Annotated in this window: 18 protein-coding genes; 15 read left to right on the top strand and 3 right to left on the bottom strand. The window is 68.8% G+C overall.

Annotation, left to right across the window (positions count from 1 at the left end; all coding sequences use genetic code 11):
• Positions 1-26: 26 nt before the first annotated feature.
• The 3 genes from EDC22_RS02955 to EDC22_RS02945 are packed head-to-tail and all read left to right on the top strand — an operon-like array spanning position 27 to position 3434.
• Positions 27-1967 (top strand): phage terminase large subunit family protein, encoded by a 1941-nt coding sequence (locus EDC22_RS02955; RefSeq protein ID WP_245499602.1) that lies wholly within the window; start codon positions 27-29, stop codon positions 1965-1967.
• A 3-nt stretch (positions 1968-1970) separates the two neighbouring features.
• On the top strand, positions 1971-2186 hold the full coding sequence (locus EDC22_RS02950) for a phage head-tail joining protein (RefSeq protein ID WP_036731884.1): 216 nt from the start codon (positions 1971-1973) through the stop codon (positions 2184-2186).
• Between the two features lie 3 nt (positions 2187-2189).
• Positions 2190-3434, top strand: a complete 1245-nt coding sequence (locus tag EDC22_RS02945) for a phage portal protein (RefSeq protein ID WP_207903681.1) — start codon at positions 2190-2192, stop codon at positions 3432-3434.
• Here the strand turns inward: EDC22_RS02945 and EDC22_RS02940 are convergent.
• Complete coding sequence (locus EDC22_RS02940) at positions 3348-5072, bottom strand: AAA family ATPase (RefSeq protein WP_132805141.1); 1725 nt, start codon at positions 5070-5072, stop codon at positions 3348-3350. The genes EDC22_RS02945 and EDC22_RS02940 overlap by 87 nt on opposite strands.
• 72 nt (positions 5073-5144) lie before the next feature.
• Here EDC22_RS02940 and EDC22_RS02935 point away from each other — a divergent pair, with 72 nt between their 5' ends.
• The 9 genes from EDC22_RS02935 to EDC22_RS17995 all read left to right on the top strand — a co-directional run bounded on the left by EDC22_RS02935 (position 5145) and on the right by EDC22_RS17995 (position 9812).
• On the top strand, positions 5145-6119 hold the full coding sequence (locus EDC22_RS02935) for a major capsid protein (RefSeq protein ID WP_132805140.1): 975 nt from the start codon (positions 5145-5147) through the stop codon (positions 6117-6119).
• On the top strand, positions 6119-6430 hold the full coding sequence (locus EDC22_RS02930) for a head-tail joining protein (RefSeq protein WP_132805139.1): 312 nt from the start codon (positions 6119-6121) through the stop codon (positions 6428-6430). Before EDC22_RS02935 ends, EDC22_RS02930 begins: the two co-directional genes overlap by 1 nt.
• Positions 6427-7059: a DUF6441 family protein gene (locus EDC22_RS02925; RefSeq protein WP_132805138.1), complete on the top strand. Its 633-nt coding sequence runs from the start codon at positions 6427-6429 to the stop codon at positions 7057-7059. The genes EDC22_RS02930 and EDC22_RS02925 overlap by 4 nt, the downstream gene beginning before the upstream one ends.
• Positions 7060-7118: 59 nt before the next feature.
• Complete coding sequence (locus tag EDC22_RS02920) at positions 7119-7376, top strand: type II toxin-antitoxin system ParD family antitoxin (protein WP_132805137.1); 258 nt, start codon at positions 7119-7121, stop codon at positions 7374-7376.
• The gene (locus tag EDC22_RS02915) at positions 7373-7708 is read left to right on the top strand and encodes a type II toxin-antitoxin system RelE/ParE family toxin (RefSeq protein WP_132805136.1); all 336 of its coding nucleotides are present in this window, start codon (positions 7373-7375) and stop codon (positions 7706-7708) included. The genes EDC22_RS02920 and EDC22_RS02915 overlap by 4 nt, the downstream gene beginning before the upstream one ends.
• 40 nt (positions 7709-7748) lie before the next feature.
• Positions 7749-8168 carry an acyl-CoA transferase gene (locus EDC22_RS02910; protein WP_132805135.1) on the top strand — a complete coding sequence of 140 codons (420 nt, stop codon included), beginning with the start codon at positions 7749-7751 and terminating at the stop codon, positions 8166-8168.
• A 23-nt stretch (positions 8169-8191) separates the two neighbouring features.
• Positions 8192-9133: a phage tail tube protein gene (locus EDC22_RS02905; protein ID WP_132805134.1), complete on the top strand. Its 942-nt coding sequence runs from the start codon at positions 8192-8194 to the stop codon at positions 9131-9133.
• The gene (locus EDC22_RS02900; protein ID WP_132805133.1) at positions 9133-9570 is read left to right on the top strand and encodes a hypothetical protein; all 438 of its coding nucleotides are present in this window, start codon (positions 9133-9135) and stop codon (positions 9568-9570) included. Before EDC22_RS02905 ends, EDC22_RS02900 begins: the two co-directional genes overlap by 1 nt.
• A 68-nt stretch (positions 9571-9638) precedes the next feature.
• Entirely contained in the window at positions 9639-9812 is a 174-nt protein-coding gene (locus EDC22_RS17995) for a DUF7697 family protein (protein WP_425385503.1), read from the top strand.
• Here EDC22_RS17995 and EDC22_RS02890 read toward each other — a convergent pair.
• Entirely contained in the window at positions 9802-10182 is a 381-nt protein-coding gene (locus tag EDC22_RS02890) for a type II toxin-antitoxin system VapC family toxin (RefSeq protein WP_132805131.1), read from the bottom strand. The two genes, EDC22_RS17995 and EDC22_RS02890, sit on opposite strands and share 11 nt — an antisense overlap.
• Positions 10182-10400 (bottom strand): AbrB/MazE/SpoVT family DNA-binding domain-containing protein, encoded by a 219-nt coding sequence (locus tag EDC22_RS02885; protein WP_281048259.1) that lies wholly within the window; start codon positions 10398-10400, stop codon positions 10182-10184. Before EDC22_RS02885 ends, EDC22_RS02890 begins: the two co-directional genes overlap by 1 nt.
• Positions 10401-10464: 64 nt before the next feature.
• Here EDC22_RS02885 and EDC22_RS02880 point away from each other — a divergent pair, with 64 nt between their 5' ends.
• From EDC22_RS02880 to EDC22_RS02870, 3 genes are all read left to right on the top strand, one after another.
• A complete protein-coding gene (locus tag EDC22_RS02880; protein ID WP_132805129.1) occupies positions 10465-12909 on the top strand; it encodes a phage tail tape measure C-terminal domain-containing protein in 2445 nt (814 codons plus the stop codon).
• A complete protein-coding gene (locus EDC22_RS02875) occupies positions 12909-13541 on the top strand; it encodes a DUF2460 domain-containing protein (RefSeq protein ID WP_132805128.1) in 633 nt (210 codons plus the stop codon). The genes EDC22_RS02880 and EDC22_RS02875 overlap by 1 nt, the downstream gene beginning before the upstream one ends.
• Positions 13538-14199 (top strand): DUF2163 domain-containing protein (locus EDC22_RS02870; RefSeq protein ID WP_132805127.1); only part of this gene is annotated, 662 nt, incomplete at its 3' end. The genes EDC22_RS02875 and EDC22_RS02870, both read left to right, overlap by 4 nt.

Below are 14199 nucleotides of genomic sequence, written 5' to 3'. Positions count from 1 at the left end.
ACAGCCTTACGGATTTCGACGGTGCGGTGGAAATTCTGCGCACCTGGAGCGCGGGGCTGACGCCCGATCCCGATCTGACCGTTTCGCAGTGGGCCGACAAGCACCGGATGCTGTCGGGCCGGGCTTCCGCCGAACCGGGGCGCTATCGCACCGCGCGCACGCCCTACATGCGTGAGATCATGGACCGGCTGTCGCCGAGCGATCCGACCCAGCGGATCGTGTTCATGAAGGCCGCGCAGGTCGGCGCGACCGAGGCCGGCAACAACTGGATCGGGTTCGCCATCCACCAGGCGCCGGGGCCGATGCTGGCCGTCCAGCCGACGGTGGAACTGGCCAAACGCAACTCGCGGCAGCGGATCGATCCGCTGATCGACGAGAGCCCCGAGTTGCGGGAGCGGGTGAAGCCTGCGCGATCCCGCGATGCGGGCAACACGATGCTGTCGAAGGAGTTTGCCGGCGGCATCTTGATCATGACGGGCGCGAACTCGGCGGTCGGACTGCGGTCGACTCCGGCTCGGTACATCTTCCTCGACGAGGTCGACGCCTATCCGGCCTCGGCCGACGAGGAGGGCGATCCGGTGACGCTGGCGGAGGCGCGGTCGCTGACCTTCGCCCACCGGCGCAAGGTGTTCCTGGTCTCGACGCCGACCATCCGGGGCTTGAGCCGGATCGAGCGGGAGTTCGAGGCCTCCGATCAGCGGCGGTACTTCGTGCCGTGCCCACATTGCGACGCGATGCAGTGGCTGAAGTTCGACCGGCTGCGCTGGCAGAAGGGCCGCCCGGAGACGGCGGAATATCACTGCGAGGGCTGCGAGCGGACCATCGCAGAGCACCACAAGACGCAGATGCTCGAGCGCGGCGAGTGGCGCGCGACCACGACGGCCGCCGATCCGACCACGGTCGGCTACCACCTCTCGGCGCTCTATTCGCCGGTCGGGTGGCTCAGCTGGCAGCGGATCGCGCGGGCGCATGAGGCGGCACGGGGCAGCGACGAGGCGATGCGGGCGTTCCGGAACACCTTCCTCGGCGAGACCTGGATGGAGACCGGCGAGGCGCCCGACTGGCAGAGGCTGGCGGACCGGCGCGAGGCATGGGCTCCAGGCACGGTGCCGCAGCGAGGGCTCTTCCTGACCGCGGGCGCCGACGTTCAGAAGGACCGGATCGAGGTCGACGTCTGGGCCTGGGGCCGGGGTCTGGAAAGCTGGCTCGTCGACCACCTCGTGCTCGAGGGCGGGCCCGGCGATCCGGCCTGCTGGCAGCGCCTGACGGACCTGCTCGGGCGGACATGGGCGCATGCCTCCGGACAGCCAATGGCGCTGGCCCGGCTCGCAATCGACACGGGCTACGAGACCAGCGCGGTCTATGCCTGGTCGCGCCAGGTGGGCTTTGCGCAGGTGGCGCCGGTGAAGGGGCTCGAAGGCTTCAACCGGTCGAGTCCGGTGACCGGGCCGACCTATGTCGACGCCACCGTCGCGGGCAAGCGTCTGCGGCGCGGGGCCCGGCTCTGGACCGTGGCCACCTCGACCTTCAAGGCCGAGACCTATCGCTTCCTGCGGCAGGGTGAGGCGGAACCGTCGCCCCGGTGGGGCGACGCAAGTCCGCCGAACGCCGACGCACCGAAGTGCCCGCCCGGCACGATCCACCTGCCGGACTGGGCGGACGGCGAATGGCTCAAGCAGCTGACGGCCGAGCAGCTGGTGACGGTGCGCACGAAACGCGGCTTCGCACGGCTCGAATGGCAGAAGCTCCGCGAGCGCAACGAGGCCTTGGATACTCGGGTCTATGCCCGCGCGGCGGCGTGGATCGCGGGCGCCGATCGCTGGCCAGAAGCACGCTGGGCCGATCTGGAAGCGCAACTCGGGGTGAAGAGGCAGGACGGGCCCGAGGCCGGTGCGGCAACGGCGCCATCCGTCCCGACACGACCAATGCCGCGCCGGCGCACGGTGCGCTCGAGCTACATGAGGTGATCCATGGCCACGGCCGCAGAGCTCCGCGCCCGCCGCGATGCGCTGACTGCGCAGCGGTCCTCGGGGGTGGCGCGGGTAAGCTATGACGGCAAGACCGTGGACTATCGCAGCGTCGCCGAGATCGACCGGGCCATCGAGGCGCTCGACCGCGAGATCGCCGCGGCCGAGGGGCGCCGGATCGTCCGGCAGCTGCGTGTGACGACGGCGAAGGGACTCTGATCGATGGGCCTCTTCGACCGCTTCCGCCGCCGGTCCGCCGGCGGCCCCGCTGCCGTGCGGGCCCGCCTCGAAGGCGCCATGGCCAAGCGCCGGCTGCGCGGGTGGAACCCGCCGCTCGAGAACATCAACGCGCTGGTCGCGTCGGGCGGCCCGCGGCTCCTGGCGCGCTCGCGCGAGCTGGTCGTGACCAACGGCTACGCCGCCAACGCCTGCGAGGCCTTCGCCGCGAACCTCGTCGGCGACGGGATCAAGCCATCGTCGCTGATTGCCGATCCCGCGCTGCGCGACCGCGTGCAACGGCTCTGGCTCGCCTGGACCGACGAGGCCGATGCGGACGGACTGACCGACTTCTACGGCCTGCAAGCCATGGTCGCGCGCGAGATGTTCGTGGCGGGCGAGTGCTTCGTCCGGCTCCGACCCCGTCGCGCGGAGGACGGTCTGCTGGTCCCCCTGCAACTGCAGCTTCTCCAGTCCGAGATGCTGCCCTTCGAGAAGACCGAGACCGCGGCGAACGGCAACCGCATCCGCTGCGGGATCGAGTTCAATGCGATCGGGCGACGGGTGGCCTACCACTTCCGCCGCCGCCACCCGGGCGACAGCACCGACCAAGGGGCAGTGATCCCGGAGACGGTGCGCGTGCCCGCGACAGACGTGCTCCACGTCTACCGGCCCATCGACGCGGGGCAGATCCGCGGACTGCCGCATGTCGCGCCGGCGATGGTGCGGCTGTTTCTGCTCGACCAGTACGACGACGCCGAGCTCGACCGGAAGAAGACCGCGGCGATGTTCGCGGGCTTCATCACGAAGACGGCGCCGGAAGAGCCGATGATGGGCGAAGGCGTGGTGGACGCGGACGGCGCCGCCATCGCGAGCCTCGAGCCCGGCACGATGCAGGTGCTGCTGCCGGGCGAGGACGTGAAGTTCTCCTCGCCCGCGGACGTGGGCGGGGGCTACGAGGCGTTCCAGTATCGCACGTTGCTCTCGGTCGCGGCCTCGCTGGGGCTGCCCTATCACCTCGTCACCGGCGATGTCCGGCAGGCGAACTACTCGAGCTTGCGCGCCGAGCTTGTCGAGTTCCGCCGCCGCATCGGCCAGCTGCAGCACGGCGTGCTCGCGCATCAGCTCTGCCGCGTATTCTGGACGCTTCCGGACCGCAAAAATTCATTGCAGGAGATCTTCGAGGAGCGCCTTGAGGTCTTCAGCAACGGGGACACCCAATTCAGCAGGAAGACTGTCGCCAAAGGATGACGCAGCCTTGTTCCCGTTGGATTGGGCAACCGCGCGGACCTGCGACACCAATGTCTTGCCAAGGATGACATGCTGCGCGCCGTTCTTCCCGTACTCAGTTACCACGTCCTTGTCCGACGCCGCATTGAGTTGGCCCTTCTCGGCGAGTGATCTCAGTGGCGGCTGGTTCCGGATCGCATGGCGTTTGCTGTTGCGACATCCCGCATCAGCTTTACCTTGTTTAGCCCTTTCCACTGCGGAATCGAGCCACGATCGGGCTGTCTGCGCATCGATGCCGAAATGCCCGGCAATCACCGGCACCTCGCACCAATAGCCTTCGATATCGGCCTGCCGGGTGAGCCAGACCGTGACGTGCTTGTCCGCATAGGGCTTGCAGAACGCCTCTGCCTCGTTCGGCATCATGAAATCGCGGTCGCGGTGCAGGACGATCTTCATCGAGTCGCCCATAAGCGCCTGCAGCGACGCGCAGCCCGCCGGATCGAGAAGCCTGCCCGAGCCATGCAGCGGCCAGATCGCAATCGTGCGCTCGAGGTCGGGCCATTGCGCAAGGATCGCACGCAGCAGGTTCGTCTTCTTGTCTTCGGTCAGAAGGAGAATGCGCTTGTCGAGCAGACCCCAGCCCATCATCTGGCGACCGGCAGTATCCCCATTCGGCTGCACCTTGCCATCCCGCATCCAGACGACGCGCGCCTCCGCCGGCAGCGCCCGGATGACCGAGGGGCTATGGGTGGTCACGATGACTTGGGTGTCGAATGCCGCCGCGGCCCTGGCAAGCACCCGGATCAGCCGTTCCTGCGTGGCCGGATGCAGGTGGGAATCCGGTTCGTCAACCAGCAGAAGGACCGGGCGGAAGTAGACGAGATAGGCGAAGATCTGTATCACCTGCAGGAATCCGATGCCCGCGAGTTCGAGCGGCTTGAAGCGCCTTTGATCGGCCTGACGCATTGGCTCGGTCTGGAATTCGGCCGTGATCGTTCCGCTCTCTGCTTCCTCGAACGACACCTGAAGTGCGAGAGGGCCCATCACCTCCGATACCAGCGCCTGCAGCCGCTCGAACCCCTCTTGATCGTTCTCCTTGAGGCGCAGCAGGATATTGCGCAGGACCGTATTGGCGTCGCCCGCTGCGGCCTGGCGCGCGACGATGAACTTTCCGCGCCGTTCCTCCTGCAGGGGGATGCCGGCAAGGCCGGGGATGTAGGCGCTGATCTCGCGCTTGTCCCGGATCAGGCTGGTGATCGCATTGCCGGACGGGATATGGACCGAGATGCCCTCGTTGTGGGCGGAACGGATCCACATGTTTGCCTCGTGCGCCTTGCCTTGCGCGTCCTTGGCCTCGACCTCCAGCGTGAACTGCGGCGCGCCCTGCTTGTTGCCGTAATCGGCGGCATATCCGGCCGCGCGATACTGTGGCGTCGGCATGTAGCTTGCGTCCTTCTCCGACAGGACGCGCGCCTTGGTCACATCTGCGCGGGGCTCGATCTTGCGGCTCCGTCCGGACTGGAACATCCAGTGGAGCGCCTGCAGAACAGAGCTCTTGCCCGATCCATTCGCTCCGACGATCACGGTAAAATCGGCAAGGTCGATCGTCGCCTCGTCAATGGCCTTGAAGTTGTTGATCTTGACTGCCCGCAGTCTCATTGACTTCTCTTTGCTGTGGTTTCTATTGTGTTTGATAGCGGAATTGCAAGCAAGATATAGGATGCCTTCACCATCGTCGAGCTCACCCGTGCGCTCGAGAACATCCCCTACAAGCCCGCTCTGCTCTCGGGCTCGAACCTCTTCAGCCCGCGCGGCGTGCGCTCCCGCACGGTCGTGATCGAGAGCCGCGACGGTACGCTCTCGCTGATCCCGTTCTCGGAGCGCGGCTCGGCCTACGAGCAGCAGGTTCCGGACCGGCGCGAGATGCGCGCCTTTGTCTGTCGCCAGTTCAAGAAGCAGGACGTGCTCTGGGCCTCCGAGATCCAGTCCGTCCGCGACTTCGGCTCGGAGAGCGCCACCCAGCAGGTGCAGACCGAAGTGGCGTACAGGCTCAGGAAGCTCCGCCAGGACGCCGAGACGACCTTCGAATACCACCTCCTGAACGGCATCCAGGGTCTGGTGAAGGACCCGAAGGACCACGCCACGGTCGTGAACTACTTCACCGAGTTCGGCATCACGCCCGCGGCCGAGATCGACTTCGACCTCGACAACGCGACCCCCGCCTCGGGCGCGCTGCGCAAGCGTTGCCAGGCGCTGATCGAGAGCGTCGAGGACTCGATGGGCGGGCTCTCGGCCGGCGCCGTGCAGATCCGCGCCGAATGCGGTTCGGCCTTCTTCGCCGATCTCGTGGCCCACAAGGAGGTGCGGGAGACCTACCTCAACACCGCCGCCGCGGCCGATCTGCGCGGCCGGGTGGCCGACGAGGTCAGCTTCGGCGGCATCACCTTCCGCCGCTACCGGGGCGGCGTCGGCTTCACCGTGCCGACCGACAAGGCCTTCTTCTATCCCGAGGGGATCGAGGGGCTCTTCGAGATCTACTATGCCCCGGCCGACACCTTCGAGACCGTCAACACCCTCGGCCAGCCGCTCTACGCCCGCACGATCCCCGACCGGGATCGCGACGAGTGGGTGCGGCTCGAGATCGAGAGCAATCCGCTCCCGATCTGCACCCGGCCGCAGGTGCTGCGACAGGCCAGACGGACCTGATGTCCGCCTTCGCAGTTGCCCTCGACGCGCTCTTCGCCGACGCGCATTTGGCGCGCGACGTCGTCTACACCGCCGAGGGCGGAGCGTCTGCGCTGGTCCGCGCGATCCTGCGCCGGCCGGACGACGTCACCAACTTCGGCGAGGCGCGCATCTGGTCCGAAACCACCCGGCTGGATCTGCGCCTCGCCAAGGTGGCGGACCCACGCCCCGGCGACCGCATCGAGATCGACGGCGAGGCCTTTATGATCCAGGGCGAGCCCGTCCGCGACCGCGAGCGGCTCGTCTGGACGGTGGACCTGCGCCCTGCATGAAGCTGAAGCTCGACATCACGCCGGACCTTGTCGCCGCCATGGCCGCCGAGGTGAAGGCCGGCGAGAAGGCCGTCACCGCTGCCATGCGCGAGGCCGGAACCGGGCTGAAGGCCGCCTGGCGCGGCCAGATCACCGGCGCGGGGCTCGGACGGCGGCTGGCGAACTCGATCCGGAGCCAGACCTATCCGAAGGCCGGCGAGAGCCTGAACGCCGCGGCGCTGGTCTGGTCAAAGGCCCCGGTCATCGTCGGCGCCCACGACACCGGCCCGCTGATCCGCTCGAAAGAGGGGTTCTGGCTCGCGATCCCGACCGAAGCCGCAGGGCGTGGCCTGCGCGGCGGCAAGATCACTCCCGGCGAATGGGAGCGCCGCACCGGCCTGCGCCTGCGCTTCGTCTATCGCCGCCGCGGGCCGAGCCTGCTGGTCGCAGACCGCGCCCGCATCAACACCCGCGGCCAGGCGGTGGCGTCACGCTCGAAGACAGGTCGCAACCAGGTCACCGCGCCAATCTTTTTGCTGGTGCCGCAGGTCAAGCTGCCGAAGCGGCTCGATCTCGACCGCGACGCCGAGCAAGCGCTCGACAGCGTGCCGGGGCTGATCGTGGCGAAGTGGGTTGAAACCCGCCTCTGACGCCCATGGTCGACAGCTTCCTCTGATTGGCATATATTGCCAATGAAGGAGAATGCGCCATGGCCACGAGAAACGTCGTCCTCACCGAAAGCCAGTCCGCGCTGGTCGATCGTCTGGTCGCCTCGGGGCGCTACCAGAACGCCAGCGAGGCCCTGCGCGCGGGGCTGCGGCTTCTGGAACGCGAGGAGGCGCAACTCGACGCCCTGCGCGCGCGGCTCGAGACCGGCCTCGACCAGGCCCGGCGCGGCGATCTTGCCGAGGGCTCGGGTGAGGACGCCATCCGGCGGGCCTTCCGCGCCGCGCGGTCGGCGAGGTGAGCGGCAAGCCGTGGCGCCTGACGCGGGCAGCCAAAGCATCGCTCCTCGACATCGCGCTCTGGACCATCGAGACATTCGGCCCGCGACAGGCCGAGGCCTATGAAGCCGACCTGATCGACCGCTGCGCGGCAATCGCGCGGGGCGAGGCGCCGTGGCAGAGCTGCGCCAAGGTGATCGACCCGCGCCTGCCCGAGGATCTGCGCTTCACCCGCTCCGGCGAGCACCTGATCGTCTTCCTGGACGAGCCCGACCGGGTGATCGTCATCGATTTCCTGCACGGCCGGCGCGATCTGCCCGCGCGGCTGACAGAGCTTCTGCATCGGGGAGACTGACCGGACCCATCCAGACCTATCTCGCAGCTTCGAGGGCTCGATGCCCACCCCACGCGAAACCATCCTCGCCGCGCTGCACGCCATGCTGCAGACGCTACCAGCCACCGCGCTCCGCGGCGACGTGCTGCCCGAGCGCGTGCCGGCCGGGGGCCTCTTGATCCTCCGCGACGGCGAGCCGGGGGAGCCCGAGGTGACGCTGTCGCCGCTGCGCTACCACTACCAGCACCGCGCCGAGATCGAGGCGGTCGTGCAGGGCGCCGACCGTGACGCCGACTTCGACACGTTGACCGCCAGCATCGGCGCGGTACTCGCCGCTGACCGCACGCTCGGCGGGCTCTGCGACTGGGTCGAGGCCGAGGCGCCGCGGCCAATCGATCTCGCCGTCGAAGGAGCCGCGACGCTCAAGGCGGCGGTCATCCCTGTGGTGCTGCACTACGCGAGCGCCGACCCGCTCACCTGATTCTCTGAGACAAGGACACCGACATGGCACGCGCGCAAGGAGCGCGGGCGCAGATGGCGCTCGCCTTCGAGACCACCTATGGCACGCCGCCGGCGAGCGGCTTCACGAAGATGCCGTTCGCCAGCACCTCGCTCGGCGCGGAGCAGCCGCTGCTGAACTCGGAGCTGCTGGGCTACGGCCGCGATCCGCTGGCGCCGATCAAGGACGCGGTCACGGCAGACGGCGATGTCGTCGTGCCGCTCGACGCGGAGGCCTTCGGGTTCTGGCTGAAGGCGGCGTTCGGCGCACCCACGACCACCGGCGCGGAGGCGCCGTACACCCACGAGTTTCAGTCGGGGTCATGGACGCTGCCCAGCATGTCGATCGAGACCGGCATGCCGGAGGTGCCGCGCTACGCGATGTATTCCGGCTGCGTGCTCGACCAGATCACCTGGCAGATGCAGCGGTCGGGACTGCTGACCGCGACGGCGCGGTTGGTGGCGCAGGGCGAGACGGTGGGCACGACGACCAGCGCCGGAACGCCCGCTGCGCTGGAGCTGAAGCGCTTCGGCCACTTCAACGGGGCGATCACGCGCAACGGCACCGCACTCGGCAATGTGGTCTCGGCGGAAATCACCTATGCCAACAACCTCGACCGGATCGAGACCATCCGCTCGGACGGGCGCATCGACGGCGCGGACCCGTCCATCGCGGCGCTGACCGGCCGGATCGAGGTCCGCTTCGCCGACCAGACGCTGGTGACGCAGGCGATCAACGGCGAGGCCTGCGAGATGGAGTTCGCCTACGTCCTGCCGTCCGGCGAGAGCCTCACCTTCACCGTACACGCCGTCTACCTGCCGCGCCCGCGCATCGAAATCTCCGGGCCGCAGGGCGTGCAGGCGACCTTCGACTGGCAGGCCGCCCGCGACAGCACCGTCGGCCGGATGTGCACCGCAACCCTCGTGAACGATGTGGAGACCTATTGATGCTGACGCTCGACCTGACCAACACCCCGCGCTGGCATGACCTCTCGCCCGGCGTGCGGGTGCAGCTGCGCCCGCTGACCACCGCGCTGATGGTGGCGACGCGCAGCGATCCGGCTGTCGAGGCGGTGCCGGAGGAGGCTTCCGACGAGGAACGCGCGGTCGCCTTCGCAAAGGCGCTGGCACGCCGCGCGGTGCTCGCCTGGGAGGGTATCGGCAATGCGGACGGCAATCCCATCGACCCGAGCCCCGAGTCCATCGACGCGCTGCTCGATATCTGGCCGATCTTCGAGGCCTTTCAGCTGACCTACGTCTCGAAGGGTCTGCTGCTGGAGCAGGAAAAAAACGCCTCCGCGCTCTCGCCGAATGGTATTTCGGCGGGGGCGAGCGATACTGCGACGCCTGCACGCAAATCTGCCCGGACTGCCCGGCGCGGCTGAACCGTCCGGAAACACCGGAGGGTTGGCAGGTCTGGGACCTGGTCGGCCGTCTCGGCGGCCAGCTGCGTGTGCTGCCCGGCGCGGTGATCGGTTGGGACATGTCGGCGGCGCTGGCGCTCGGTGACGCGCTCGGCATCTCCGCACCCGCCATGGCCGAACTGCTGCCCGTCATCGAGGCGGTGATGGTCCGGAAGCTGAACGAGGAGCTGGCGGCGAATGGCGCCCCGGGTTTCAGGTCTTGATCTTCTCGATCAGCGAGACGCCGGGCAGCCCCTCGAAATGCGCGTCGCAGGTCAGCAGCGTCGCGCCCTGTGCGCGGGCGGTTGCGAAGATGATGGCGTCGGCGGTGGCGAGCTTGTGCTCGCGGCAGGCTTCCGCGGCCGCCAGCGCGATCTCGGTGTCGAGCGGGACGACGTGGCAGACCTGCGTGAAGGCGACGACCTGATCGGCCTTGTCCTCGCCGACCTCGCGCGTCAGCCATTTCGCCAACTCGAGCTGGACCATGGTCGGGACCAGCCATTCGCCCTGTTCGGGCAGATGTTCGGACAGCGTCTCGCCGGTCGGCGAGCCGATGAGCCACTCGATCCACGCCGACGTGTCAACGAGGATCATCAGAACCGATCCGTCCGGTCGCGATAATCGGTGGCGGACGCGCCACGCGCGAGCCCCTTCAGCGCGTCCCGCTTGGGCACCGGGACCAGCAGGACGCCCGTGCCTTTCGGGATGAAGGCAAAGGTCAGCCCGGCCTCCCAGTGCTGGGCGGCCCGGATCGCCTTGGGGATCGAGATCTGGAACTTCGAGGACAGGGTCGCGGTCTCGGCCATGGTCATACCTTCACTTGATCGATGGCATAAACGTAAGACGCCTATAAGGCGAAAGCAAGGAGTCTGACCGATGGCCGAGAAACGCGTCAGCGTCCGTCTTGCTGCGGTCGGCGGACGGCAGGTGCGCGCCGAACTGGAAGGTGTCGGTGAGGCCGGATCGCGCGGCTTCGGACGGCTGAGCCGGGAGATGGAGGCGGCGAACGCCCGGCTGGCGGCCTTCTCGCGGCGGGTGCGGGTCGCGGCAGCGGCTGCCGTGGCCGCCGCTGCCGCTGCTGGCGTGGCGATGATCCGGTCCGGCCTACAAACGATGGATGCGCAGGCCAAGCTGGCTCAGTCGCTCGGCACCACGGTCGCCTCGATCCAGACGCTGGAACGCGCGGGCGAGCTGGCGGGCGTGTCCATGTCCGGCATCGAGCAGGCGACGAAGGATCTGACGCGGCGACTGAGCCAGGCGGCCGCCGGGACCGGCCCCGCCGCCGATGCGCTGGAGCGGCTCGGCCTTTCCGCCAACGAGCTGATCGCCCTGCCGCTGGACCAGCGCGTCGGCGCGATCAACGCGGCCATCGAGAGCTTCGTGCCTGCCGCCGAGCGCGCGGCCGTCGCGGGCCAGCTCTTCGGCGAGGAAGGCTCCATCGCCATGTCGCGGATCGACACCGCGACGCTGCGCCAGGCGACGGAGGACGTGCTCGCCTTCGGCGTCGTGGTCTCGGAGCAGGACGCCGACCAGATCGAGCGCACGAACGACGCGATCTCCCGGCTCGGGCTGATCTGGCGCGGCCTCTCGAACCAGCTGGCCGTCGCCGCGGCCCCGGCGCTCGAAGCGGTTGCCAACGCCATGGCGGCCATTGCCAGCCGCACCGGCCCGCTCGGCATCGCGATCCGCGGTCTCTTCGACAATATCGGCCGCCTGACCACCTATGCCGTGACCTTCGCAACCTTCCTCGCGGGTCGCTGGGTCGCCGGGCTGGCCGCTGCCGCGCTTTCGGTCCGCGGTCTCGCCACGGCGCTTGTCGTCCTGCGCGGGGCGCTGATCCGCACCGGCATCGGTGCGCTGATCGTCGGTGTGGGCGAGCTGATCTTTCAGCTGTCCCAATTTGTCGCCCGCGTGGGCGGGATCGGCGAGGCCTTCCGGCTGCTCTCCGATCTGGCCTCCGAGGTCTGGTCGCGGGTGGGGCTCGCGCTCGACGCCGCGTTGGCTCGCATGGCGGCCGGATGGGAGGGGTTGAAGGCCGCCGCGCTCTCGGCGCTCGACGGGACCGTCGCGGGCGTCGTGAGTTTCGGCGACCGCACCGTCGCGATCTTCCAAGGGGCCTATGACGGCGCGGTGGCGATCTGGGGCAGCCTGCCGGGTGCCATCGGCGATTTCGCCTACCAGGCCGCGAACGGTCTGATCGGCGGGGTCGAGACGATGCTGAACGGCGTCGTCACCCGCATCAACAGCTTCATCGAGACGCTGAACGCCGCGCTGGCCCTGCTGCCGGAATGGGCGACCGGCGAAGGCGGCGTGCGGATCGGCACGCTCGACGCGGTGGACCTGAGCCGGATCGACAACCCGTTCGAGGGGGTGGCGACGGCGGCCGGCACCGCGGCGGCCGATGCGTTCTCGGCGGCGCTTTCTCGGACCTATATCGCACCGCCCGATCTCGGCCTCGGGGCCATGGCCGAGGACGCCCGCGCCCGAGCCGATGCCTATCGCGAGGCCGCGGGTATGTTGACCGATGCAGCGACCCGGCCGCTGGCCGCCTGGCAGGCGCTGAAGGATGCCGTGACCGGGTCCGGCACGGAGGCCGAGACCGCGCTGACGGACGCCGCGACCTCCGCCGATGCACTGGCGGCCAGGCTCGATGACACCACTGCCGCGGCCAATGGCGCCGGAGGTGCTGCCCGCGATGCCGGAACCGCCACTGGCGAAGGGGCGGAGCGTGCGCTGACCGGCTGGCAGGCGGTGACGGCGGCGCTCTCGGATTATGCCGGCCGGGCCCGGGAGATCGGCGGCGACATCGGCAACGCATTGGTGGGAGCGTTCCGCAGCGCCGAGGACGCGGTGGGGCAGTTCGTGAAGACCGGCAGGCTGAAGTTCGGCGACCTGGTCACCTCGCTGATCGCCGATCTGGCACAGCTAGCAGCCCGGCGTTTCATCCTCGGCCCGCTGGCAGGCGTGCTTTCCGGTGTTCTGGGCAATCTCGGCGGCGGGATCTTCGCCAACATCCTGCACGCCGGCGGCATGGTCGGTTCTGCGGGACCGGGCCGCATCGTGCCCGCACTGGCCTTTGCCGGAGCGCCACGCATGCATTCCGGTGGCTGGGCGGGGCTCAGGCCCGACGAAGTGCCTGCGATCCTGCAACGTGGTGAGCGCGTGCTCTCGCGGCGAGAGGCAGCAGGCTACGGCACCACCGCCGCGCCGACCGTCAACGTCACGATCAATGCCCGCGATGCCGAGAGCTTCCGGCAGTCCCGCACGCAGATCGCCTCCGACATCGCGCGGGCGGTCGCCTTCGGATCGCGGGGGTTGTGATGGCGTTTCACGAGGTGCGGTTTCCCGACGACATCAGCCGCGGCGCGCGCGGCGGACCGGAGCGCCGCACGCGCATTGTCGAACTTGCTTCGGGCTTCGAGGAACGCAACGCCAGCTGGGCCAATTCGCGCCGGCGCTATGATGTGGCCTACGGTATCCGCCGCGCCGGCGATCTCGCCGCCGTCGTCGCCTTCTTCGAGGCGCGGAACGGTCGGCTCCACGGCTTCCGGTTCAAGGATTGGGCCGACTTCAAGTCCTGCCTGCCGTCGCAGACGCCAGCGGTAACCGACCAGCAGATCGGCACCGGCGACGGCACGACGACGGCGTTCCAGCTGGTGAAGCACTACGCCTCCGGCGCGCAATCCTGGACGCGCGCCATCGTCAAACCGGTCTCGGGAACGGTGCAGGTTGCCGTCAATGGCGTGCTGCGGACTCCGGGCGTCCACTACACGCTCGACGAGACTACCGGCATCGTCACCTTCATGACGCCGCCCGGGAACGGCCTAGCCGTCACCGCCGGCTTCGAGTTCGACGTGCCGGTGCGCTTCGACACCGACCGGCTCGACATCACCATGGACGTTGAGCGCCTCGGGTCGATCACCTCCATTCCGCTTATCGAGATCAGGCGATGAAGACGCTTCCAGCGGGCATGCAGGCGCACCTCGATACGGGCACCACGACGCTCGCCTGGTGCTGGAAGCTTACCCGGACGGATGCACAGGTGATGGGCTTCACCGACCACGACCGTCCGATCCAATTCGACGGGGTGATCTACGAGGCGGCGAGCGGGTTCTCGGCGAGCGAGATCGCCTCGAGCCTCGGCCTGTCCGTCGACAACCTCGACGTGGACGGCGCCTTGTCCTCGGCCGCCATTACCGAAGCGGATATCCGTGCCGGCCTCTACGACGGCGCCGAGGTCGAGATCTGGCGGGTGAACTGGGCCGATCCCGATCAGCGCGTGCTGATGCGCCGGGGGACGATCGGCGAGGTGATCCGAGGCGAGCTGGCCTTCACCGCCGAGCTGCGCGGCCTCGCCCAGGCGCTCGACCAGACGCAGGGCCGCACCTATCAGAGGATCTGCGACGCGGACCTGGGCGATGCGCGCTGCAAGGTCGATCTGGACGCCGCGGCGTTCAAGGCGACGGGCAGTGTCACCGCTGCCACCGACGATCGTATCCTCACCGTGTCCGGGCTGGGTCCGTTCGCCGACGGCTGGTTCCGGCATGGCCGACTCGTCTGGACCTCCGGCGCCAATGCCGGGCTCGCCGGCGCGATCCGCGCCGACCGTCG

Origin of the sequence: Tepidamorphus gemmatus, from assembly GCF_004346195.1 — a bacterium.
Classification (GTDB): Bacteria; Pseudomonadota; Alphaproteobacteria; order Rhizobiales; family Tepidamorphaceae; genus Tepidamorphus; species Tepidamorphus gemmatus.
Note: the sequence above shows the minus strand (reverse complement) of the source record. Positions and strands in the feature narration are given on the sequence as shown.

Bases quoted from the DNA above. Each gene is read 5' to 3' on its own strand.
- EDC22_RS02950 (WP_036731884.1), top strand. From the start codon at position 1,971: ATGGCCACGGCCGCAGAGCTCCGCGCCCGCCGCGATGCGCTGACTGCG.
- EDC22_RS02945 (WP_207903681.1), top strand. From the start codon at position 2,190: ATGGGCCTCTTCGACCGCTTCCGCCGCCGGTCCGCCGGCGGCCCCGCT.
- EDC22_RS02940 (WP_132805141.1), bottom strand. From the start codon at position 5,072: ATGAGACTGCGGGCAGTCAAGATCAACAACTTCAAGGCCATTGACGAG.
- EDC22_RS02930 (WP_132805139.1), top strand. From the start codon at position 6,119: ATGTCCGCCTTCGCAGTTGCCCTCGACGCGCTCTTCGCCGACGCGCAT.
- EDC22_RS02925 (WP_132805138.1), top strand. From the start codon at position 6,427: ATGAAGCTGAAGCTCGACATCACGCCGGACCTTGTCGCCGCCATGGCC.
- EDC22_RS02920 (WP_132805137.1), top strand. From the start codon at position 7,119: ATGGCCACGAGAAACGTCGTCCTCACCGAAAGCCAGTCCGCGCTGGTC.
- EDC22_RS02910 (WP_132805135.1), top strand. From the start codon at position 7,749: ATGCCCACCCCACGCGAAACCATCCTCGCCGCGCTGCACGCCATGCTG.
- EDC22_RS02905 (WP_132805134.1), top strand. From the start codon at position 8,192: ATGGCACGCGCGCAAGGAGCGCGGGCGCAGATGGCGCTCGCCTTCGAG.
- EDC22_RS02900 (WP_132805133.1), top strand. From the start codon at position 9,133: ATGCTGACGCTCGACCTGACCAACACCCCGCGCTGGCATGACCTCTCG.
- EDC22_RS02890 (WP_132805131.1), bottom strand. From the start codon at position 10,182: ATGATCCTCGTTGACACGTCGGCGTGGATCGAGTGGCTCATCGGCTCG.
- EDC22_RS02885 (WP_281048259.1), bottom strand. From the start codon at position 10,400: ATGACCATGGCCGAGACCGCGACCCTGTCCTCGAAGTTCCAGATCTCG.
- EDC22_RS02880 (WP_132805129.1), top strand. From the start codon at position 10,465: ATGGCCGAGAAACGCGTCAGCGTCCGTCTTGCTGCGGTCGGCGGACGG.
- EDC22_RS02875 (WP_132805128.1), top strand. From the start codon at position 12,909: ATGGCGTTTCACGAGGTGCGGTTTCCCGACGACATCAGCCGCGGCGCG.